Source organism: Fodinicurvata halophila (assembly GCF_042651425.1).
Lineage (GTDB): Bacteria > Pseudomonadota > Alphaproteobacteria > Kiloniellales > DSM-21159 > Fodinicurvata > Fodinicurvata halophila.
The window spans coordinates 646,239-666,866 of the sequence record NZ_JBHSCW010000003.1 but is presented as its reverse complement, the minus strand read 5'-3'; the positions used below and the strand labels follow the sequence as shown (position 1 = coordinate 666,866).

Annotated in this window: 21 protein-coding genes and 1 tRNA gene; 14 read left to right on the top strand and 8 right to left on the bottom strand. The window is 59.8% G+C overall.

Annotated features, from left to right (window positions below; genetic code table 11):
• Together ACFOW6_RS07950 and ACFOW6_RS07945 are read left to right on the top strand one after the other, a co-directional pair.
• A tRNA-Arg gene (locus ACFOW6_RS07950) sits at positions 1-77 on the top strand.
• A gap of 50 nt (positions 78-127) precedes the next feature.
• Positions 128-886 carry a hypothetical protein gene (locus ACFOW6_RS07945; RefSeq protein ID WP_382421803.1) on the top strand — a complete coding sequence of 253 codons (759 nt, stop codon included), beginning with the start codon at positions 128-130 and terminating at the stop codon, positions 884-886.
• Positions 887-906: 20 nt separating this feature from the next.
• On the opposite strand, the gene ACFOW6_RS07940 is transcribed toward ACFOW6_RS07945, so the two are convergent.
• The 5 genes from ACFOW6_RS07940 to ACFOW6_RS07920 form a co-directional block, all read right to left on the bottom strand.
• On the bottom strand, positions 907-1,356 hold the full coding sequence (locus tag ACFOW6_RS07940) for an anti-virulence regulator CigR family protein (RefSeq protein ID WP_382421802.1): 450 nt from the start codon (positions 1,354-1,356) through the stop codon (positions 907-909).
• Between the two features lie 45 nt (positions 1,357-1,401).
• On the bottom strand, positions 1,402-1,560 hold the full coding sequence (locus tag ACFOW6_RS07935) for a hypothetical protein (RefSeq protein ID WP_382421801.1): 159 nt from the start codon (positions 1,558-1,560) through the stop codon (positions 1,402-1,404).
• 107 nt (positions 1,561-1,667) lie between these two features.
• Positions 1,668-2,897, bottom strand: a complete 1,230-nt coding sequence (locus tag ACFOW6_RS07930) for a threonine ammonia-lyase (RefSeq protein ID WP_382421800.1) — start codon at positions 2,895-2,897, stop codon at positions 1,668-1,670.
• 25 nt (positions 2,898-2,922) lie between these two features.
• Positions 2,923-5,289, bottom strand: coding sequence for a penicillin acylase family protein (locus ACFOW6_RS07925; protein ID WP_382421799.1), 2,367 nt, complete (start codon positions 5,287-5,289; stop codon positions 2,923-2,925).
• A 24-nt stretch (positions 5,290-5,313) separates the two neighbouring features.
• Positions 5,314-6,354, bottom strand: coding sequence for a proline racemase family protein (locus ACFOW6_RS07920; protein ID WP_382421798.1), 1,041 nt, complete (start codon positions 6,352-6,354; stop codon positions 5,314-5,316).
• Positions 6,355-6,596: 242 nt separating this feature from the next.
• On the opposite strand from ACFOW6_RS07920, the gene ACFOW6_RS07915 reads away from it, so the two are divergent.
• Positions 6,597-7,928, top strand: coding sequence for a malonyl-CoA decarboxylase (locus tag ACFOW6_RS07915; RefSeq protein ID WP_382421797.1), 1,332 nt, complete (start codon positions 6,597-6,599; stop codon positions 7,926-7,928).
• 115 nt (positions 7,929-8,043) lie between these two features.
• A complete protein-coding gene (locus ACFOW6_RS07910) occupies positions 8,044-8,799 on the top strand; it encodes an alpha/beta fold hydrolase (protein ID WP_382421796.1) in 756 nt (251 codons plus the stop codon).
• A 12-nt stretch (positions 8,800-8,811) separates the two neighbouring features.
• Here the strand turns inward: ACFOW6_RS07910 and ACFOW6_RS07905 are convergent, their stop codons facing one another.
• On the bottom strand, positions 8,812-9,438 hold the full coding sequence (locus tag ACFOW6_RS07905; protein WP_382421795.1) for an extensin-like domain-containing protein: 627 nt from the start codon (positions 9,436-9,438) through the stop codon (positions 8,812-8,814).
• A gap of 171 nt (positions 9,439-9,609) precedes the next feature.
• Between ACFOW6_RS07905 and ACFOW6_RS07900 the strand changes: the two genes are divergently transcribed.
• From ACFOW6_RS07900 to ACFOW6_RS07870, 7 genes are all read left to right on the top strand, one after another.
• Complete coding sequence (locus tag ACFOW6_RS07900) at positions 9,610-10,041, top strand: PaaI family thioesterase (RefSeq protein ID WP_382421794.1); 432 nt, start codon at positions 9,610-9,612, stop codon at positions 10,039-10,041.
• 180 nt (positions 10,042-10,221) lie between these two features.
• A complete protein-coding gene (locus ACFOW6_RS07895) occupies positions 10,222-10,938 on the top strand; it encodes a type 1 glutamine amidotransferase domain-containing protein (RefSeq protein WP_382421793.1) in 717 nt (238 codons plus the stop codon).
• A gap of 218 nt (positions 10,939-11,156) precedes the next feature.
• On the top strand, positions 11,157-11,618 hold the full coding sequence (gene rplM / locus ACFOW6_RS07890) for a 50S ribosomal protein L13 (protein WP_382421792.1): 462 nt from the start codon (positions 11,157-11,159) through the stop codon (positions 11,616-11,618).
• 4 nt (positions 11,619-11,622) lie between these two features.
• Positions 11,623-12,108 (top strand): 30S ribosomal protein S9, encoded by a 486-nt coding sequence (rpsI, locus tag ACFOW6_RS07885; protein WP_382421791.1) that lies wholly within the window; start codon positions 11,623-11,625, stop codon positions 12,106-12,108.
• A gap of 106 nt (positions 12,109-12,214) precedes the next feature.
• Complete coding sequence (gene argC, locus ACFOW6_RS07880) at positions 12,215-13,258, top strand: N-acetyl-gamma-glutamyl-phosphate reductase (RefSeq protein ID WP_382421790.1); 1,044 nt, start codon at positions 12,215-12,217, stop codon at positions 13,256-13,258.
• A gap of 30 nt (positions 13,259-13,288) precedes the next feature.
• Entirely contained in the window at positions 13,289-13,831 is a 543-nt protein-coding gene (locus ACFOW6_RS07875) for a gamma carbonic anhydrase family protein (protein ID WP_382421789.1), read from the top strand.
• An 84-nt stretch (positions 13,832-13,915) separates the two neighbouring features.
• A complete protein-coding gene (locus ACFOW6_RS07870; RefSeq protein WP_382421788.1) occupies positions 13,916-14,707 on the top strand; it encodes a response regulator in 792 nt (263 codons plus the stop codon).
• Positions 14,708-14,716: 9 nt separating this feature from the next.
• Here the strand turns inward: ACFOW6_RS07870 and ACFOW6_RS07865 are convergent, their stop codons facing one another.
• Together ACFOW6_RS07865 and ACFOW6_RS07860 are read right to left on the bottom strand one after the other, a co-directional pair.
• Positions 14,717-15,184 (bottom strand): hypothetical protein, encoded by a 468-nt coding sequence (locus ACFOW6_RS07865; RefSeq protein WP_382421787.1) that lies wholly within the window; start codon positions 15,182-15,184, stop codon positions 14,717-14,719.
• A 52-nt stretch (positions 15,185-15,236) separates the two neighbouring features.
• A complete protein-coding gene (locus ACFOW6_RS07860; protein WP_382421786.1) occupies positions 15,237-17,057 on the bottom strand; it encodes a PHA/PHB synthase family protein in 1,821 nt (606 codons plus the stop codon).
• Between the two features lie 252 nt (positions 17,058-17,309).
• Here ACFOW6_RS07860 and ACFOW6_RS07855 point away from each other — a divergent pair, with 252 nt between their 5' ends.
• The 3 genes from ACFOW6_RS07855 to glpX all read left to right on the top strand — a co-directional run bounded on the left by ACFOW6_RS07855 (position 17,310) and on the right by glpX (position 20,584).
• Positions 17,310-18,119 (top strand): OmpA family protein, encoded by an 810-nt coding sequence (locus ACFOW6_RS07855; protein ID WP_382421785.1) that lies wholly within the window; start codon positions 17,310-17,312, stop codon positions 18,117-18,119.
• Positions 18,120-18,253: 134 nt separating this feature from the next.
• The gene (locus ACFOW6_RS07850; protein ID WP_382421784.1) at positions 18,254-19,546 is read left to right on the top strand and encodes a homoserine dehydrogenase; all 1,293 of its coding nucleotides are present in this window, start codon (positions 18,254-18,256) and stop codon (positions 19,544-19,546) included.
• Between the two features lie 66 nt (positions 19,547-19,612).
• Positions 19,613-20,584 (top strand): class II fructose-bisphosphatase, encoded by a 972-nt coding sequence (glpX, locus tag ACFOW6_RS07845; RefSeq protein WP_382421783.1) that lies wholly within the window; start codon positions 19,613-19,615, stop codon positions 20,582-20,584.
• Positions 20,585-20,628 lie beyond the last annotated feature (44 nt).

Genomic DNA, 20,628 nt, shown 5'->3' with positions numbered 1-20,628 from the left:
GACCCCGTAGCTCAGCTGGATAGAGCAAGTGCCTTCTAAGCACTAGGTCGCAGGTTCAAATCCTGCCGGGGTCACCATTTTCCGGCGTCCATTGCGCCCCCGGGCCTCCCCAGCATGGGAAATCGAGATGAAGACGGTGGTTTTTCAGTCTCACCGAGAGGCGGACAGGCCCGAATGGATTGATCTCTGCATGCAGAGCGTACGCGACTGGGCCGAAACCCGGGGGCATGTGTACCGGTTCTACGGTGATGACCTGCTGGATCGCGTGCCGAACTGGTTCGTCGAAAACTCCGGAGGGCGCCGCCAGATCATGGCCGACCTTGGGCGTCTGCTAGTGGCACGCGAGCTTCTTGCAGATGGCGCGGACCAGGCAATCTGGTTCGATGCCGACACCCTGGTGTTTGCACCCGAAACCATGGATCTCAGTCTTTCAGAAGATCCCGGCTACGCTTTTGGACGTGAAGTGTGGGTCCAGCCCGCTCAGGACGGTCGTGGACTGAAGGCGCATCGCAACATCCATAATGCCGTCTGCCTGTTTCGGCGCGACAACGTCTTCCTGGATTTCTATATCCATGCCTGTCTCGTGATCATGGGGCGCGTTAGTGGCGGAGTGCCCCCGCAGATCATCGGGCCGAAGTTTTTGACAGCCCAATACAATATTCTTGGTTTCCCTGTTTTTGATACTGTGGGCGCTTTCAGTCCTGCCGTGCTGCGCGATATCCATCGCGGCGCAGGCCCGGCGCTTGACCTGCTGTGCCGCAAGAGTCTGACTCGTCCACTCGCCGCTAATCTCTGTGCCTCCTTGAGTGCAGAGGCTCCGGACATGAATGCTGTTTGCCAACAGCTGCTCTCTCAGGGGCCCGCTCTGTTTCGGCAGCAAAGCTGAGGCCTGGCTTGGCGGCGTGTTTAGAGGGCGTCACGCAGGATATCGACGATGATACCAGTGGCTGCCGTCACCAGCAGAACATCGTTCCCGACGACAATCCGCTCATAGCCCTGACGTCCCGGTAGCCGGCTGCGGAGATCGCCAGGAATCGCTTGCTTGGCGATGCCTGGGGGCAAGGGTTTGCCGCGTGCCAGGTTCTTGGCAATCCCGGGAGGCAGTGACTGGGTCCTATAGCCGTTCTCGCCGAAGTAATCCCGGATCAAGGCCACCTCTAGAGCCGTGAATGCGGCATCCAGAAGCCGTTCCTCGGTGTCGCGACCGTCATGGGAGGGTCTTTCCTGCTTCGCGCCAGGGCCCTTGTTGGTCGGCGGGCCTTTCCCCTGGCTGTTGCCTTGGGCAGCTGCGGGCAGGGTCGCCAGTGACAGAACAAGCACCGTTATCAGCGTGCGCAGGAAGCCTGTTTGTTGCATCCGGGCTACTCCAGAGGAGTGGATATGAAGCGCTAGACGAGACGATCAGGTCTTATCTGGGCGAGTTGGAGAGATCGGGTCACTGGCCGGAAAGCTCTCATCCAGGGCTTCGTCCAGGTCTTCCTCTTCTTCCTTCTCTGCCTCTTTCGGTTTGTCGTTCTGGTTTGCGGGGTCCTGCGGCTTCTTGTCCTTTTCCCGACTCATCGCACACTCTCCTTCTGACCGGGATCATATGATCGATCATAAAGATATGGGACTGATCGTCCGGTTCACCAACTTTCCGGAACCGATACGCTCTGGCATGAGGCCCACTAGATTCCGCCATCCACGGAGCGGGTAGAAAGAGCGCGGCTCTGGAATCCAGCGTTTGCAAGTGCGGAGATGATTTCCTGAACGTGTTCAATGTTGCGGGTTTCCACCACAACATCGACGTCGGCCCGTTTGGCGGGCACGTCTGCAAAAAGACGCTGGTGGTAGACCTCGATAATGTTGCCGCCGGCCGCACCGATGACCTCCGAAAGCTTGGCAAGCTGGCGTGGCTGGTCGATGATCTCGATGCGCAGCCGCACGACGCGACCGTCCCGGATCAGTCCACGGGCCAAGACCCCGGACAGCAGGCGTACGTCGATGTTCCCGCCGCAGATGATGGAGGCCACCTTGCGTCCCTGAAAGCGCTCGGGATGAGCGAAGAGCGCCGCCACCCCGGCCGCACCAGCGCCTTCAGCCACAATCTTCTGGCGTTCGACCAGATAGTGAACGGCCGTTTCCAGGGAGCCTTCGTCCACGAGGAGTATTTCGGAGACGAGATTTTCGATGATGGCTCGTGTCAGCTTGCCGGGTGATTTGACCGCGATTCCATCCGCCAGGGTGGTTCCCCCCGAGGTTGCAGGCTGGTCGTTCACTGCCTGGTACATGGACGGGAAAAGCTCTGTCTCCACGCCAATGATCTCGGTCGCCGGGTTAAAGGCTTTGATTGCCGTAGCGATGCCGGAGATCAGTCCTCCGCCCCCGATGGGAACCACCACACAGTCTGCGTCAGCAATGTCCCTCGTCAGTTCCAGTCCGATGGTGCCCTGGCCAGCAATGATCAGTGGATCGTCATAGGGGTGGACGAAGGTCAGATCCTCCGCTTCGCCGATTTCGCGCGCCGCCTGGGCCGACGCATCGATCGTTTCGCCCGTCTGCACCACTCTGGCGCCATAGGAGCGCGTTCGCTCCACCTTCGAAAAGGGGGCGAACTCAGGCATCACGATCGTGGCGGGTATGCCCAGCCGGTTCGCATGATAGGCCACGCCCTGGGCATGGTTGCCGGCGGACATGGCGATTACGCCCTTATGGCTCTGTTCCGCACCGAGATTGAGGAGCTTCCAGCAGGCCCCTCGATCCTTGAACGAGCCGGTGTACTGCAGGTTCTCCAGCTTGAGATGCAGATCGCAACCGAGTGTCTCGCTCAAGCGGGCTGCAGGAACCACGGGGGTGCGGACGATTTCCCCGGCAATGCCCTCAGCGGCCTTGCTGATGTCCTCTAGGGTGACGGTCATGAAAAGTCTTTCCTGTTTGTCTGTCTCAGTCTCCGGTTTCGGGAGTGAGCCGCATTCTATCGGCATCCTCTAGCGCGGGTGCGACAAGTTTGACGTAGCGTCCGTCGCGCCAGGGTTCGGCGAAGTTTCCGAACAAGGGAGAAAGGGGATTGCCGCTCTGGCCAGCAGCGGTCATGAAAAGAGATTCGTCCGGGTTCGACAGGTCGAAGACGGCCCGCAGTCCCGGGCCATGAACATGACGGAACAGGCTGGATTGGCGTGCACTGGGGGTTCCCCTGTTGATGGTGAAATCTCCGCCATCCGTGCCCACGTCAATTGTTGCCAGCTCCCCGAGCAAGGGCAGGCGACCGAAGAGGGGATGGGCCATATGGGTTCTGTGCCGGTCCTGCCATTGCAAGGCCTTGAGTTCCGAGGCGGTTTCGACAGACACGAGTGCGAGAGCTTCGTCCAGGCTTTCCTGCAGTAACTCTGAACAGTCGGCCGCAATCTCTTCGCACCATTGCCTGTCCCGAGTGAGGACCGTCTTGACGGCACGTGGATTCCAGTATCCCAGTTCACCGTAATAGCGTCCGAGCGGGCCTGCAAAGAGGGCATCCTGCAGGGTTTTCAACCAGGCCTGAAAGAGCAGTGGGGCCGCCTGGTCCCTTGCCATTTGTCCGTTCCAGTTGGACAGGAGTGCCTTAGCTTCCTCCTGCAGACTGTTCGCAGACTGAAACTCGAGCATCAGTGGCAGCAGGTCCCGGGCCATTAGTGAAAGGTGGTCGTTCTGCAATTCGGTCATATCCTGCAGGGTGTGGCTTTCCTTCTGCTCCAGCAGGGAAGCGATTCGTTCCGCGCGATAGGGCTCCGGCCAATGGGTGCCCAGATTGTGGGGATAATCAGGACCGGCGATACGGTTGTTCGCGTTCAGCAGCTGGCCTCCCTCGGGAGAACGGGCGTGGGGGAGTTCCTCAAAGGGTATGAAACCACTCCAGATATCGTTCCGATCCTTGGCATCGACCGGCCGGCTGCCGTCGTAGCCCTCTCGAATAGGAACAAGTCCGGGAGTGTAGAACCCAATCGTTCCCGTCCGGTCGGCATAGAAAATGTTCTGCTGCGGCCCGACAAAGCGGCGCATAGCCGCCTCGAAATCCGTCCAGGTTGCGGCCTGGTTGAGACGCACGAGGGAATCTGCCGTCGTATCTCCCTCCTGCAGGATGGGCCAGGCCAGGGCGATGACGCTCTGATTGCCGGCCGGCAGGACATCACCATCCCGCACATCGGAGACAACGGGACCGAAGCGGCCGTTACGTATTCTCAAACGCTCGTTGTCGCCAAACCGCACGGGAATGCTTTCCTCGCGACTTTCGAAGGGTTGCGGTCCCTCGGGTGTCAGGTAGGCGTCGGGGTTTTCGGGATCGAGTGTTTCCACCACGAGATCCTGGGTGTCGCTGTGGGTTGTGGTAATTCCCCAGGCGGCCTGCTCGTTGTGCCCGATGATCACCAGCGGCACGCCGGGAGCGGTCGCGCCGGCCAACGTCAGCTCGGGCGTTTCGATGCGGGCGAGAAACCAGGTGCCTGGCGCCTGCAGGCCCAGGTGCGGATCGTTCGCCAGAAGGGGATATCCACTTTCGCTTCGCGAACCGGACAAGGCCCAGACATTGCTGGCTCCGTGGTAGGCCTGAACTTCTTCCGGCAGGGCCTCCAATAGCAGGGCATGGGTTTCGCTCAGATCCATGGGGGCGGCGTCCAGTGTGGCCGGGCTGTCGGCCGGCAGCTCCGGTAAGAGCGTTTGCATCTGGGAATCCTCCAGCACCGTGTCCAGGCGCGCATTGCGGAGCTCCTGCCGCCAGTTCCCGGAAAGCTGGATGGCCATCATCTTGCCCCAGAGCACGGAATCCGCGGGGCGCCAAGGGTCCGGCTCGATGCCCAGCAGTGCCAGCTCCAAAGGCAACGGTGTTTGCCGGTGCTCGAGGAAGGCATTCACCCCGTCGGCATAGGATTGCAGAAGCGAGCGGGTCTCGCTCTCCAGATTGGCCACGGCCGCGTCCGAGAGACGACCGAACCCCAGAGTGCGCATCAGGCGGTCACTTTCCAATCCGGCAGAACCGATGACCTCAGCCAGACGCCCGCGTCCGATACGTCGCATGAGTTCCATCTGGGTCAGGCGCTCCTGGGCATGCACATAGCCGAGCGCAAACACCCCTTCTGCCAGGCTGTCACTTCGAATGGTAACCAGGCCCTCGGAATCACGCAGGATCTCTACCGGTTGCGACAGGCCGGGCAAGGCGTGTTCACCGTCCGTCTCGGGCAGGGAGGCATACATCCAGAGGCCGCCAATAGTGAGGGCGATGACCAGGGTCGCAGCCACTCCACAGGAAAGGTAGAGCAACCAGCGCAGCAGGTGTTTCATCAGGCGGGATCCGACAACAAGGAATCAGAGAGCACGATACCAGGTATCCGTCAGTGTGTAGCCTTCCGGAAAAGGATCTTCGGGGTCCAGGCCATAGTGGTGAAGTCCGGTGATCCAAGCACGTCCCTTCAGGCTGGGCACAATGGCCACAGTCCCATCATCGAGCGTGCTGACGGCCTCGATGCGGCAGATGAAGCGCGTGTCCAGGATGGAACGGCTGACATAGGTTTCGCCGGGCTTGATCTCGTCGCGTGCCGAAAGTACGGCAAGACGCGCCGAGGTGCCGGTTCCGCAAGGCGAGCGATCCAGCTTTCCGGGCGAGATCACTACAGTATTTCGGCCCTCCTTGTATCCATCCGCACCCTCGCGCACCGGTTCCGTGAACTGCACGAAGGTAATATCGCGAATACCCGGATTCTCTGGATGAACCACTGGATGCTGCTGTCGAGCGGCTTCCTTGATGGCCTCTCCCGTTTCCACCAGGCGACGGGCGTTCTCCCGAGTCAGATCCAGGCCCACGGCTCTTGCATCGACTATGGCGAAGAAGGCCCCGCCATAGGCGATGTCGAGGGTGATCTCGCCAACACCGGGAACCTTGCAGGAGGCGTCCAGCTTTACGACGAAACTGGGGACATTGGTGGTTCGAACGCTTCGGCATTTCCCGTCCGCACATTCGGCTTCCACCGCGATCACGCCGCCGGGTGTATCCAGCTTGAGGTGCGTGACAGGCTCCTGCATTGCGATCATGCCGGTTTCCAGGAGGACCGTTGCCACACAGATCGAATTTGAGCCCGACATGGGGGGATAGTCCGTGGGTTCCATGATGATGAAGCCGGCCTGGGTCTCGGGACTGCGGGGTGGGACGACCAGATTGCAGTGGACGAAGGCGCCGCCGCGCGGCTCCTTTATCAGGAAGCGTCTCAGGTCATCGCCTTGGTTCTGCAAATGGGTTTTCTGCTCGAAGAGGGTTTCGCCTGGTGGCGGCAGGACGCCCCCTGTGATCACCCGTCCGACCTCGCCTTCGGCGTGGCAACCCACCACAGATATGTCCCGTGACCATTTCATGGAAGCCTCCCTTGCTGGACCCGTAATCCTGTCACAGGACGCTACGCTTGTTCTTGGAGCAGTTCAGGTCTTTTGGCACGTAGCCGAACCGATTACATATCAGTCTCGTAAGGCGATGTCAGGCATGCAAGACGGAGTTTGAGCCCATGGCAAGGAATGGCAACAGCACCTCCTTTTTCGAACGCGCATGGGAGCGTTTGTCTCGAAACTGGAAAGAAGTTGCCTTCTCTGGTGCTAAGGGCATGAACCTGGATCTCCAGAAACCGACCAAGTCCGACATCACAGCTCTGAAAAAGCATCTTACCGCCTGCCTGGAGGCACCGGGCGGAGAAGTTTCGGCTCGGGCTCGGGCCGCCGACCTGGGGCGTCTCTATCTGCATCAGACAGCGAAGGGGCGGGAAGAGTTCCTTAAGGTGCTGGCCCGCGATTTCGGGGTTCGACGCGAAGCCGTGCAGTCGGCCCTCGGTAAGCTGGAGGACAATCCCGAGGACAGTCAGGCGCATTACCTGGCCGAACGGGAGCTCAAGGCGGCACTGACTCCGGATAGCATAAGAATACTAAGGCTCTTCAATAGCTTGCCGAATGGCGTCAAGTTTCTGGTAGACATGCGGGCCGATATATTGGCGCTTGAGGAACGGGATCCTGCCACGGAAGCGCTCAATGCCCATCTGAAGGACCTTCTATCCTCCTGGTTCGATCCTGGTTTCCTCGATCTCGAGCGGATCACCTGGAAGTCCAGCGCGGCGCTACTCGAAAAGCTGATTGCCTATGAAGCTGTCCATGAAATTCGTTCCTGGGACGACTTGCGCAATCGCCTGGATTCCGATCGGCGCTGCTACGCGCTGTTCCATCCCCGCATGCCTGAGGAACCGCTGGCCTTCGTCGAGGTTGCCCTGGGCGATGGCCTGGCCGGCAGTATCCAGCACCTGCTGGATGAAGCGGCGCCAGCCTTTGATACCTCCCGGGCCGATACCGCCATCTTCTACTCGATCTCGAACACCCAAAAGGGGTTGCAGGGAATCGCTTTTGGCGAATACCTGATCAAGCTGGTCGTACAGCGGCTGCAAACGGAAATGCCGCAGGTGCGCAGGTATGCGACACTCTCGCCGGTACCAGGCTTGTCGGGATGGCTGAAGAGTCTTTCGGATGAACGGATCGGAGCTCTCCTGCCGACCGACCAGCGCAAGGCGCTTTGCGAAGCAACCGGTAAAGGCAAATCCGCTGAAGCCCTTCAGGTGTTCCTGGCTCATCCCGAAACTCTGTTGCAGGATGATGTTGCGGAGGCGGTTAAGGAGCCATTGCTTGGGCTGACGGCACGCTATTTCCACGAAAAACGGCAGGACGGTCAGCCATTGGACCCGGTGGCGCGCTTTCATCTTCGCAATGGCGCGCGGCTGGAGCGGATCAATTGGCTGGGCGACAGTTCCACCCGAGGGCTGAGGCAATCCTTGGGGATTATGGTGAACTACGGCTACCGGCCGGATGAACTTGAGAAGAACCACGAGGTTTATGTGAACGAGGGTCGGATTGTTTTGGCCTCGGAAGTAAAGTCACTTCTAAAGAAAACAAAATAATACGCTGATGTATAGGGAAAATCCTGAATTCAAAATCTCCTGGTCCCGAGGATTGTCCTCTGCGGGGTTTCATCGGCTCGCCGCTTATGAGCGTCGACGGGAAGACAGTCGTCGCATGGCGGTTTGCGTGCACGGCCTGACGCGCACCGGCCGGGATTTCGATGCCCTCGCCAGTCACCTTCTGGAGGAAGGCTGGGCGTCTGCCTGCCCGGACATTGTTGGACGCGGGCTCAGTGACTGGCTCTCCGAGGCCTCGGACTACGGCTTGCCGCAGTATGTTTCGGACATGGTAGCGCTTCTGGCGCGGCTGGATGTCGAAGAAGTCGACTGGATTGGAACCTCGATGGGCGGACTATTGGGACTGCTGCTGGCCGCACAACCCGGCACGCCAATCCGACGCCTTGTTCTCAACGATGTCGGCCCTTTCGTTCCTTCTGAAGCATTGGACGCCATTGCAGGGTATCTGGGCCATGTTGGACCCTGGGCGGATATCGCGGAGGCGGAACAGGTCTTGCGCCGCGTCCATTCGGGTTTCGGGCCTCTCGACGATGACCAGTGGCGACACATCGCCGAGACCTCGACTAGGCGCAGTGAAGACGGACAACTGCGCTTCCATTATGACCCGTCCATCGCCCAGGCTTTCACGGACCCGCTGCAGGACATTGATCTCTGGCCGCAGTGGAAGCGGATTTCCCGCCCCACACTGGTCTTGCGCGGTGAGGAGTCCAGCCTGTTGACGGCTGAGACGCTCCGGCAGATGGAAAAAAGCGGCCCTCAGGCGGAGTCTGTGACCATATCTGGTTGCGGGCATGCACCATCACTGATGGACCGGAGTCAGATGGAAATCATCTCCGAATGGCTCGGTCGGTGAGTCCGAGCCGCTTTACCGGCAGAACCTCCAGCGCCCCATGTCGAAATGAAAATGGTCGTGGTGGTGGCGATCCCCGTCTGGGCCGATGACACCCTGGAACAGCTTGCAGGCGCCGCGATGGACATCCCGCAGGAAGGCTTCCTTGCGGCCACCGGCATTCCAGTGGTGCCTGACCGTGACCGTTTCTCCGTCCGCCATCTGAAAGCCGGCAATATCGATTGCATTGGCGAGTGCGTGCTCGCTGCGTGAACCGGCCTGGCGGTTGTTCCGGTTGCGGCAGGCGTAGGTGCCCCAGTGGTCGATGCGCGTAACGCTCTGGCCGAAATGTCGCTTCGCGGCGGGCTGCAGAACAGTATCTTCAAAGACCGAGAAGGTCGCTGCCAGCTTGCAGCTGGACTGGAAGCTCTGGTTTAGGCGGACCGAAGTGCGTGTGACCTCTACGCCGTTGGCGATGCCACAGCCGCCTTGCGGACGCTCGTGATCCAGCAGCCTGCCTTCGACATGACTGAGGGAAAAGGCCGCTCGGCAGACATCACTGTCCCGAGACAGTTCGGATATGGGAACGCCGTTGAAGAGGGCGTTGCTGGTGGGTGGTGCCTGCCTGGCAGGCTCGGGCTGCGGGCCTGCACAGGAGGTCACGAGCAACATTCCCAACACAACGAATGCGACACGGAACTGTGGCAATGACGTCAGATGAGGCCTCCTGTCGGGCACAAGTCTTCGAAAGCGACCCTTAAAAATCTGCTTTGCTTGCAGGAGTCGTGGCAAGCAGGAATGCTTGCGGGAAGCTCGACTGTCGCGGAGGGGAAGATGGCACAGGGGCGGATCACGCTCGATGAAGTCAATGAGATATCGGCCGGACTGACCTGGGTTCAGCAGCTGGGCCTGAAGGTGGAGGAGGTTGGTGACGGCACCGCACGCCTGCGGCTTCCGGGCACGGAAGACTTGCTGCGTCCTGGTGGCACCATCAGTGGTCCATCCATGATGACGCTCGCGGATTACGCCATGTATATCGCAGTGCTTGGCGCGATAGGACGGGTCGAGCTGGCGGTTACCACGAATCTTTCGATCAATTTCCTGCGCAAACCGGAAGTCGGGGATGTCCTCGCGGATTGCCGGTTGCTCAAGTGCGGCAAGCGCCTGGCTTATGGCGAGGTCTTGTTGACCAGCGAGGCGCTGGGACCCGAAGAGGTCGTCGCACATTGCACGGCCACCTATTCCATTCCCCCGGACCGGGAGTGAGGGTGTCGTATTTCCTGGTGCGTCGGGATTACCTGTGAGGCTTTTCGGTTCGCTTGTCCTCGGTGGTTGGCTGGCGCGACTTTATGCACCATCTCTGTTGCGAGTAAACGGACCGCTGCACTTCAAGGGCACCTTCAATGCCGTTGGGGAGGTGCGAGCGGACAGGAAAGGAAGAAGACGATGGCGAGCAAGACAAAGGTGCTTTTTGTCGTTACCTCGAATGACAGTCTTGGTGAGACGGGCAAGCCGACGGGCTTTCATTTCGAGGAGCTTTCCACACCCTATTACCTGCTGCGCGATGCTGGCTACGAGGTAGAGATCGCCTCGATCCGCGGTGGCAAGGCACCGATAGATCCCGGCAGCCAGAAGGCAAGAGGTGAGAATGCGCCCTCTGTCGAACGCTTTCTGGACAATGACGACGCGCAGACGAGGCTCGCTAGTACGAAACCTGTTTCGGAGGTGGCGGCCTCCGAATATGCGGCGGTTTATCTGCCCGGCGGGCATGGGACGATGTGGGATTTTCCCGAGAATGAAGCCCTGGGCAGGCTTTTGGCGGAGAGCTTCGAGTCAGACCGCATTCTGGCCTCAATTTGCCATGGAGCGGCCGGACTTCTGGCGGCCAGGCTCTCGGACGGTTCCCCCCTTGTGAAAGGGCGTGAGGTCAATTCCTTCACCGATGCGGAGGAGCGTGCGGTGGAACTTGACAAAGTCGTTCCCTTTCTCCTGGAAACGCGTCTGCGCGAACAGGGGGCAAACTTCCGTGGCGCCGATAACTTCAGGCCGATCGTGGTGAAGGACGGCAATCTTCTGACCGGCCAGAATCCGCCATCCGCGGAGCCGCTTGGCCGGCAGATGGTTGAGATGTTGAACAGTTCCGCCAGCCAGGCTGCCGAGTAGACTCACCACTTTGCCAGAAACAAGGAGCCAAACCCGTGACTCTCTAGGCATGTTTGGCCTCTAAAAAATAGGGTATTATTTTACCACTATGCTAACATGCGCGTTTTCAGGGCTTTTTGGGAATTGACAACAGGTCTATGTGCGCTTAGAAGCCGCACAAACGCACAGGGATACTCCTGTTGTACGATATTCCTCCAGTCGAATGAATGAAGGCTGCCATGAAGACCTACTCCGCCAAACCGGCCGAGGTCGAAAAGAAGTGGTATGTGATCGACGCTGAAGACATTGTCCTGGGCCGGCTTGCGAGCCGTGTCGCCAACATTCTTCGGGGCAAGCACAAGGCGATCTACACACCACATGTCGACACCGGCGACCATGTCATCGTCATCAACGCCGAAAAGGTGAAGCTTACCGGCAAGAAGCACAGTGATCGCCGGTTCTACTGGCACACGGGCTATCCCGGGGGCATCAAGCATCGCACTATGGGAGAGACCCTGGAGGGGCGCTTTCCCGAACGTGTGATCTACAAGGCCGTCGAGCGCATGGTGCCGAGCGGGCCGCTTGGCCGCGAGCAGTTGCGCAAGCTGCGTGTGTATGCCGGTACCGAGCATCCCCATGAGGCCCAGCAGCCGGAAGTGCTCGATATCGCCGCGATGAATTCCAAGAACAAGAGGGTCTGATCCCATGGCTGAAGAAACACAGACCTTGACCTCCCTGGATCAACTGAGCGAAGGCGGTCCCGCAGCCGTGGAAGAGGTTCAGGCCGAGCCGAAGATCGACGCGCAGGGACGTTCGTATGCCACTGGTCGCCGCAAGAACGCCATTGCCCGCGTATGGATCAAGCCCGGCAGTGGCAAGATCACGGTGAACAGGCGCCCTGTTGAGACCTACTTCGCGCGTCCAGTGCTGCGCATGCTGCTGAACCAGCCCTTCCAGGTCACCGATCGCTTGGGACAGTTCGATGTGATCTGCACCGTTGTCGGCGGTGGCCTGTCCGGACAGGCCGGGGCCGTGCGCCATGGTATCTCGCGCGCTCTGACCTACTACGAGCCGGGCTTGCGTCCTATTCTCAAGCAGGGCGGTTTCCTGACCCGCGACAGCCGCGAGGTCGAGCGCAAGAAATACGGGCGAGCGAAGGCGCGCCGCAGCTTCCAGTTCTCCAAGCGCTGAGGCCGTCCCATTCCGGTGTTTGCCGGATGCAAAGCAGGTATAGAGAAGGGCGGCCCCAAGTGGCCGCCCTTTTTGCATTCACACCAAAAAGCAGGGTCATCGTATCATGAGGGATATCGTTCGCGCCGGCATTCTCGGCGCCAGTGGCTATACCGGGGCGGATCTGGTCCGGCTTCTGGCCACGCATACAGGAGTTTCCATCAACCTGATGACGGCGAATTCCCACGCCGGCAAGCCCATGGCGGAAGTCTATCCGCACTTGGGCGGACTGAATCTGCCGGATCTCATCAAGTGGGAGGACGCGGACTGGAGTGACCTGGACGTGGTATTCTGTGGCCTGCCGCACGGCACGACCCAGGAGATCATCGCGACCCTGCCAGACAAGGTGAAGGTCGTTGATCTGTCCGCCGATTTCCGCCTGCGCAATCCCGACACCTATGCCGAGTGGTACGGTCACGAACACAGGGCGCCTCATTTGCAGAAGGAGGCAGTCTATGGGCTAAGCGAACTGAATCGCGAGCCCATTCACAAAGCACGACTGGTTGCCTGTCCTGGCTGCTATCCAACGGCAACGCTGCTGGCGCTTGTGCCGTTGGCGCAGAAACAGGTGATTCTGCCCGATGACCTGATCGTGGACGCCAAGTCCGGCGTGACCGGGGCCGGACGAGCGGTCAAGGAAGCGACGCTCTTCTCTGAGGTTGCCGAGGGCATGCATCCCTACAGCGTTTCTCGGCATCGTCATTCACCGGAAATCGAACAGGAGGTCGGCAACGCCTTCCGACAGGAGGTCAACGTCAACTTCACGCCGCATCTTGTCCCCATGAACCGAGGGGAACTGGTCACCTGCTATGTAAAGATGGCGCAAGGCACTGATGTCGCCACACTGCGCTCCACCTTGGCGGAACGCTACAAGGACGAACCTTTCGTGCGCGTCCTGCCCGAAGGGGCGACGCCGGCAACGCGTCATGTCCGCGGGTCCAATTTCTGCCTGATTGGTGTCTTTGCCGATCGCATCCCCGGCCGCGCCATCGTTATTGCCACGATCGACAATCTGGTGAAGGGTTCCAGTGGGCAAGCCATCCAGAACATGAACCTCATGTTCGGCCTGCCGGAAACCATGGGCCTGGAGCAGCAGCCGCTGTTCCCCTGACGACTGAAGATGCAAATGATGGAGTGACAAATGGCAACGATTCTTCCCTACAGGGGCATGGAGCCGCGCATCGACCCCGACGCCTTCATTGCGGAGACCGCTGTGATCATCGGCGATGTCGAGATCGGGCCCGCCTCGTCCATCTGGTACGGCTGTGTATTGCGCGGTGACGTCAATGCCATCCGGGTGGGGCGCAATACCAATGTCCAGGATGGAACCATCGTGCACTGCAACCATGATCCGAACGGGGATTACCGCGAAACGGGGGGTGGCATGCCGACCCATATCGGGGACAATATCACCATCGGGCACATGGCCCTGATTCATGCTTGCAAGCTGGAGGATGACTGCTTCATCGGCATGCGTTCTGTGGTCATGGATGATGCCGTGGTGGAGAGCCGGGCCATGGTTGCGGCCGGTGCCGTGGTCACACCGGGCAAGCGTGTGCCGAAGCACGAACTCTGGGCCGGCACGCCGGCTAAGCTGCAGCGTCAGTTGCGCGAAGAGGAACTGGAGTACTTTGCATACTCAGCAGATCAGTACGCGAAACTAGCCGCGAGCTATCGAAGCTGAGGATCGTCGCATCCGTTAACCGATTGCAAAGACCTGCCCCTTTATATTGCCTGTCGTCAGGAATATCCACACCGGGTGTCAGGCATGACAGAGGTCAAGGAACGTACGGCCAAGTCCATCGCAGCGGATGGAATGGCCGCTCACAAGAGTGAATTTCTGGCCGATGGGCTGGATGAAATTACCGCGATCGTTCGCGAAATCGGCAAGGTTCATGGGGAACAACGTTCCATGCGGCCTGTGCTGGAGCGTGTCCACCGACTTTCCCTGGACCTGAAGGGCGGTGCCGGCAGCCTGAACCTGTCTCTTCTCGGAATCGCAGCGCACCGGCTCGAGGACTATCTTGAAGCCGTGGACGAACCCTACGAGCGGCATCTCAACGATATCGAGATCTATCTGGATGTCCTCACGGAGCTGCTGGATAACGGGGGCGTTGGGGGAGAAAGCGCGGCTCATCTCGTGCGTCGCCTGCCGCCGCGGCGCGGGTTCGATGCTGAGGATATGGCGGTCTGCGAGATTGAGGTGCTTCTGGTCATGGACCGGGGGGTCGTCCGACGCATGATCGAGCGTGAAATTTCGGAATGCGGTTACCGTGTCACGTCGGTTTCGACACCCTTCCACGCACTGGAAATGATCGTCCGGACCCAGCCGGACCTGGTTATCATCTCCGCAGTTCTTGCCGATCTCTCCGGTGTGGACCTTGCTGCAGGCTTGAAAGCCATGCCGCAGACACGGAACACCGGGATGGCCCTCATTACCTCCTATGCCCGCGAGCACGACAGCTTGAAATACCTGCCCTCCGCCGTGCCGATCATCCGGAAAGGCGCGTCCTTCGCCGACGATCTCACCAGCGCACTGAACGATCAGTTCATTATCTGACAGCGACGATCAGGGAGCGCCCAGGCTACCCAACAGGGACCCGAAGGGACCCAGCCTGTTGCCTATAGCCTCCCAGTCCGTAGCCTCCTTGTCGGCCAGGATGTCGGGCAGGGGGCGCTCGTCGAGTTCGATATCGGCCAGCAATTCAGCCCGTGTGATTGCGCCACTCCCATCTTCATCGTAGCTGTCGATCAGGTCATCCAGTTTGAGTGAATTGGCAATGGCCCGACCGATAGAAAGCCGCGTCCGATCCTTTCCGGAAAGGCGCTCTTTCTTCCATTCCGCCCAACTGTTGAGTTCCTGGCGCAGGGTCTGCAGCTCGCCTTTATCGAGGCGACCGTCACCGTTCCTGTCCGCGTAGTTCCAGCCGTGGTCGATGCATTCCCGGGCCGGTGCTTCCTCGCAGAGCCATCCCCCGGTCTCGACCATCTCGTCGAAGCGTTCCACATCCGTGGCATGGCCCGTTGCGGGAAGCATAATGCCGGCCAGGAAGGCAATGACGGCTGTCCATCGGCCTCGGGGATGGCTGTTATTCAGCCTTGACGCGAACATAGGATCCTGGTGCCTCCTCGATTGGCTTCAGTTTGCCGCCGCCCGGTGTGCGGGCCGGCGTTTTCTTCGGACCGCTTTTGCGCGCAATCCACCTGTACCATTCCGGCCACCACGAGCCGGGGTGTTCTTCTGCATTCTTCAGCCAGGTCTCCGGGTTCTTGGGATTGCGGCTGTTGGTCCAATAGCAGTATTTGCCGGAAGCGGGCGGATTTATGACGCCGGCTATATGTCCAGAGGCAGCCAGAATGAACTTGACCGGCCCCTTGGCGAATTGGGTAAGGGCATAGGTGCCTTTCCAGGGGGCTATGTGGTCTTCGCGCGCGGACAGCATGAATGACGGTGTCTTGATCGCGCTCAGGTCGATGGGCACGCCCTTGAGTGTGATGCCGCCCGGTTCGATCAGCTTGTTTTCCTGGTACATGCGACGGAGGTAGAAGGAATGCATGGTCGCGGGCATGCGCGTGGAATCGCTGTTCCAGTACAGCAGGTCGAAGGGAAAGGGGTCCTTGCCGAGCAGGTAGTTGTTGATAACGAAGGACCAGATCAGGTCGTTGGCGCGCAGCATGTTGAAGGTGTTCGCCATGGCCGAGCCTTCCAGGTAGCCCTTCTCCTGCATCTTCTCTTCCAGCGCATTCAACTGTGCTTCGTCGATGAAGACGCCCAGTTCCCCGGCCTCCGAAAAATCGGTCATGGCCGTGAAGAAGGTGGTGCTCTTGATCTGCTCCGGGTCCGGGCCGGGATCCTCGGGCTTCTTGGCGTGCAGGTAGGCCATGGAGGCGGCCAGCAGCGTTCCTCCAAGGCAATAGCCGATGACATTGGCCTCCTTCTCGCCTGTTGCCTCTGTCATGGCGTCAAAGGCTTCGAAGAAACCTTGGGTCATGTAATCCTCGAAAGTCTTTGCCGCGAGTTTCTCGTCTGGATTGACCCAGGAAATGACAAAGACGGTGAGGCCCTGTTCGACGGCCCACTTCACGAAGGAATTCTTCTCGCGAAGATCGAGTATGTAGTACTTGTTGATCCACGGCGGGATAATGAGCAGTGGCGCCTTGTGAACATTCTCCGTCGCCGGCTCGTACTGGATCAGCTGCATCAGTTCATTCTGATAGATGACCTTGCCCGGCGTGATGGCAATGTTGCCTCCGACCTCGAAGGCCTCGCGGTCGGTCATGCTGATGGCGAGCTGGCCTTTTCCGCGTTCCAGGTCGTCCAACAGGTTCTGTAACCCGTTGACCAGGTTCTCACCGCCGCTTTCCAGGGTGGTTCGCAGAACCTCCGGATTGGTCATTACGAAGTTGCTGGGCGCGAGGGCGTCGACAAACTGGCGCGTATAGAAATCGACCTTCTGGGCCGTCTTGTCGTCCATGCCCTCGACTTCGTGCACCTGTTCCTGGATCCAGCGTGCCGTCAGAAGATAGGACTGCTTGATGAAGTCAAACAGCTGGTTCTCCTCCCAGGACGGATCCTTGAAGCGCCGGTCACCGCGCTCGGGCGTGACCACGGGATCGCTTTCATCGCCCATCATCCGCTGAGCCGTGGACTGCCACAGCTGAAGATACTGCTGCCAAAGTTCCATCTGGGCTTCAGCAATCTTGGCCGGGTTCGACATCATCCGCGACGTCATGTCGAAAAAGGCCTGGCCGATATTGAAGGGGTCGACCTGGGTATTGGGGGCTTGCTGGGCCTGACGCTGCAGGAAGTCATTGACGATCTTGCTACTGCGTTCCGCAATATCGGCCATGTTCCTGGACATTTGTACCGGATCGGGAACCTTGACCTCGCCTTCATTCTGGTCGGTCATGCTGTGGCCTCCTTGATCGATTGGCAGATTACTGATGCCTTAAGTGTGTATGAGGAAAGGCAATGGCCAGTGCGGATTTCCGACTTACCTTGCTCTTGCTTACGCGTCAGGGTAACAAATTCTCATATTGTTGCAGGCGCCCAGATGAAAACAGGAGTTGATATGCGTCGAGACAGCGCAGATTCCGTAACGCAGGGCATTCCGACAAGCAAACGAGCGCGGTGGCCTGCCTCCTGTTTGACGATGACGGCCGTGGCCGTGGTTCTTCCTCTGCTTGCGGCCTGTAGCAGCGTTGAGCAGACCTACAGCGAGTTTTTCGAGGAAGAGCCCATGCCGGAGCGGGTCCAGGTGGATGAGGAGGAACTGGAAGGCGGTACTATTCCGAATCTTTCAACCGTCCCCATGGAACGTCCCAGTCCCACGCCCGAACAAGAGCGCGAGAGACTTCGCCGCAGCTTGCAGGAGGATCACGAGCGCTCGAGAATTGAGCAGCCGCAAGAAACTCCGTCGTCAGATCAGCCTGGCGAGCATGACGTCGACTCTGACAACACCTCCTATCTCGATCGCAAGACAGGGAACGACCTGGCAGGACGGCTCGCTTCCAGTGAGCCGGAGTTCACAGGCGTCCAACTGGCCCAGATCACGGTGAACGAGGATGTGGTGACTGGCAGCGCGCGGACTCAGGAGGTGATGCAGGGGGCGGAGACAACCGAATTGGCCGGAGTGATCTATTTCCGGCATGGATCCCAGGCTCTGGACAGTCGGGACCACACTATCATCTCGCAGATCGCGCAGGCGGCGGATCAGGAGGGTGCACGGGTCCGGGTTGTGGGACATGCTTCAGCCCATACGCCGACCATGGATGTAGAAGATTTCCAGCGGGTCAACCAGGCAATGTCGCGCAAGCGGGCCGAGTCGGTGGCTCAAGCCCTGCGGCAGGCGGGACTCCGGTCTTCTGCCATCGAGGTGGAAGCGCGTGGAATTGATGAGCGTGTTTATGCCGAATTCATGCCAACCGGTGAGGCGGGCAACAGAAGGGTGGAGATTTTCCTTCTGTACTGACACAAGGACAGCAACGCGAGGCGGTCAGATATGGGCTGCCGGAGCTGAAGGTTTCGCGAGGTCGGAAACCTCTCCGGTGGCGTTGCGCGCATCAGAACAGTTAATGACGAACAGAACTTTTGGAAGTTGGTATTGTGACAGCATCACTCAAGCTTGGAATTGCAGGTCTGGGCACCGTCGGGAGCGGGGTGGTAAGACTTATCGAAGAAAACGGAACGGTTCTGGCGGAGCGGACGGGCAGGCCTTTGGTTGTGTCCGCCGTTTCTGCACGAGATCGCCGCAAGGATCGCGGTCTGAGCCTGGAAGGCGTGCGCTGGTATGACGATCCCCTCGCGATGGCTGCGGAGGAGGATCTGGATATCATCGTTGAACTGGTCGGTGGCTCGGACGGGATTGCGCTTGATATCGTGCGTACAGCCCTGGAGCAGGGCAAGTCGGTGGTAACGGCCAACAAGGCGATGATGGCACACCATGGAACCGAATTGGCACGGCTGGCGGAATCAAATCAGGCTGCATTGGCCTACGAAGCTGCCGTGGCTGGCGGTATTCCGGCTATCAAGGTCTTGCGGGAAGGCTTGGCCGCGAACCAGTTCGTGCGAATTCACGGCATCCTGAACGGCACCTGCAACTATATCCTCAGCACGATGCGGGATACGGGGCGCGAATTCGGCGAGGTTCTGGCGGAAGCCCAGAAACTCGGCTACGCGGAAGCGGATCCGAGCTTCGATGTGGACGGGATCGATGCCGCGCACAAGCTGGCCTTGCTGACGGCATTGGCCTTCGGAACAGAGGTCGATTTCGACTCCATACAGATGGAGGGCATCCGCAGCATTTCCTCAATGGATATCGCCTATGCCGAGGAACTGGGGTACCGCATCAAGCTGCTCGGCATGGCGCGCCGCAAGAACGGCCAGATCGAGCAGCGCGTTCATCCGTGCATGGTGCCACTGGATAACCCTCTGTCGCAGGTTGATGGGGTTTTCAATGCGGTGCTGGCGGAGGGTGATTTTTCCGGTCCCATCATGATCGAAGGGGCCGGGGCGGGAGAAGGTCCAACGGCGTCTGCGGTCGTAGCCGATCTCATCGACATCGCGCGCGGCTTGAAATTGCCCCCCTTTGCCGTGCCGGCGGACAAGCTGGAGCGGGCGGTGCCATTGGAGAGCGATGCGCACTTTGGTGCCTATTTCCTGCGCTTGCTGGTGGTCGACCGGCCTGGTGTCATTGCGGATATTGCCACGGCGCTGCGCGACGAGGAGATTTCCGTCGAGGCCCTTCTTCAGCGGGGCCGGGCGCCGGGAGAAGCGGTCCCTCTCGTGATCGTCACGCACGAGACCGGAGAAGCACAGGTGTTGCGCGCCCTCAACAGGATCGAGGAACTGGACAGTTGCCTTCAGGAGCCACGTTTCATCCGCATAGAGAGTAGCTGAGGACAACCACTCGAGGACAAGATTATAGGGAACCGGGAAATGGCCGCGACGGACAGTAAGAGTGTAATGGATCGCAACCTGGCTCTGGAGGTTGTGCGCGTAACGGAGCTGGCGGCGCTGGCTGCCTCGAAGCTCATGGGGCGGGGCGACGAGAAGGCTGCAGACACCCAGGCGGTCAATGCCATGCGGGCGGGCCTGAATTCGATGACCATCGATGGAACGGTGGTGATCGGGGAGGGCGAACGCGATGAGGCCCCGATGCTGTATATCGGAGAGAAGGTGGGGTCGGGAGGACCCCGGGTGGACATCGCGCTCGATCCCCTGGAGGGCACTACGATTACGGCCAAGGGCGGGCCAAATGCCCTGACTGTGGTGGCGATGGCGGAGGAAGGCGGCTTCCTCAATGCACCGGACGTCTACATGGACAAGATCGCCATCGGCGGCGACCTGCCCGAAGACCTGATCGACCTCGACGCGACGCCGGCGGAGAACCTGAAGGCGCTGGCCCAGGCAAAGAAGATGGATGTGGATGATCTCGTGGTGTGCATTCTCGATCGTCCGCGTCACGCAGAGCTGATCGCCAAGGTTCGCGAAGCAGGAGCACGCATCATGCTGATCGGGGACGGCGACGTCTCCGGTGTGATCGCGACCAGCCAGGCGGAAAGCGGTGTGGACATGTACATGGGCAGCGGTGGTGCTCCGGAGGGCGTGCTGGCTGCCGCGGCGCTGCGTTGCATTGGTGGCCAGTTCCAGGGCCGGCTGACCTTTCGCAATGATGACGAGCGGGCCCGCGCCAAGCGCTGGGGGATCACCGACATGGATCGCAAGTACAACCTGGATGACCTGGCGGGCGGAGAAGTCATGTTCGCGGCCACGGGCGTTACCGACGGCTCGATGCTGCGTGGAGTGCGACGCCAGCCAGGGGGAGCGATCACCCATTCCCTGGTCATGCGCTCCAAGAGCGGAACAATACGCTTTGTCGAAACCCGTCACAATTTTACCCGCAAGACCTGGTACGAAACCATGGCCGGACTTTGAGGCAGCGAGGTGGAATTGCAGGCGCCGCAAACACAGTGCTTTCT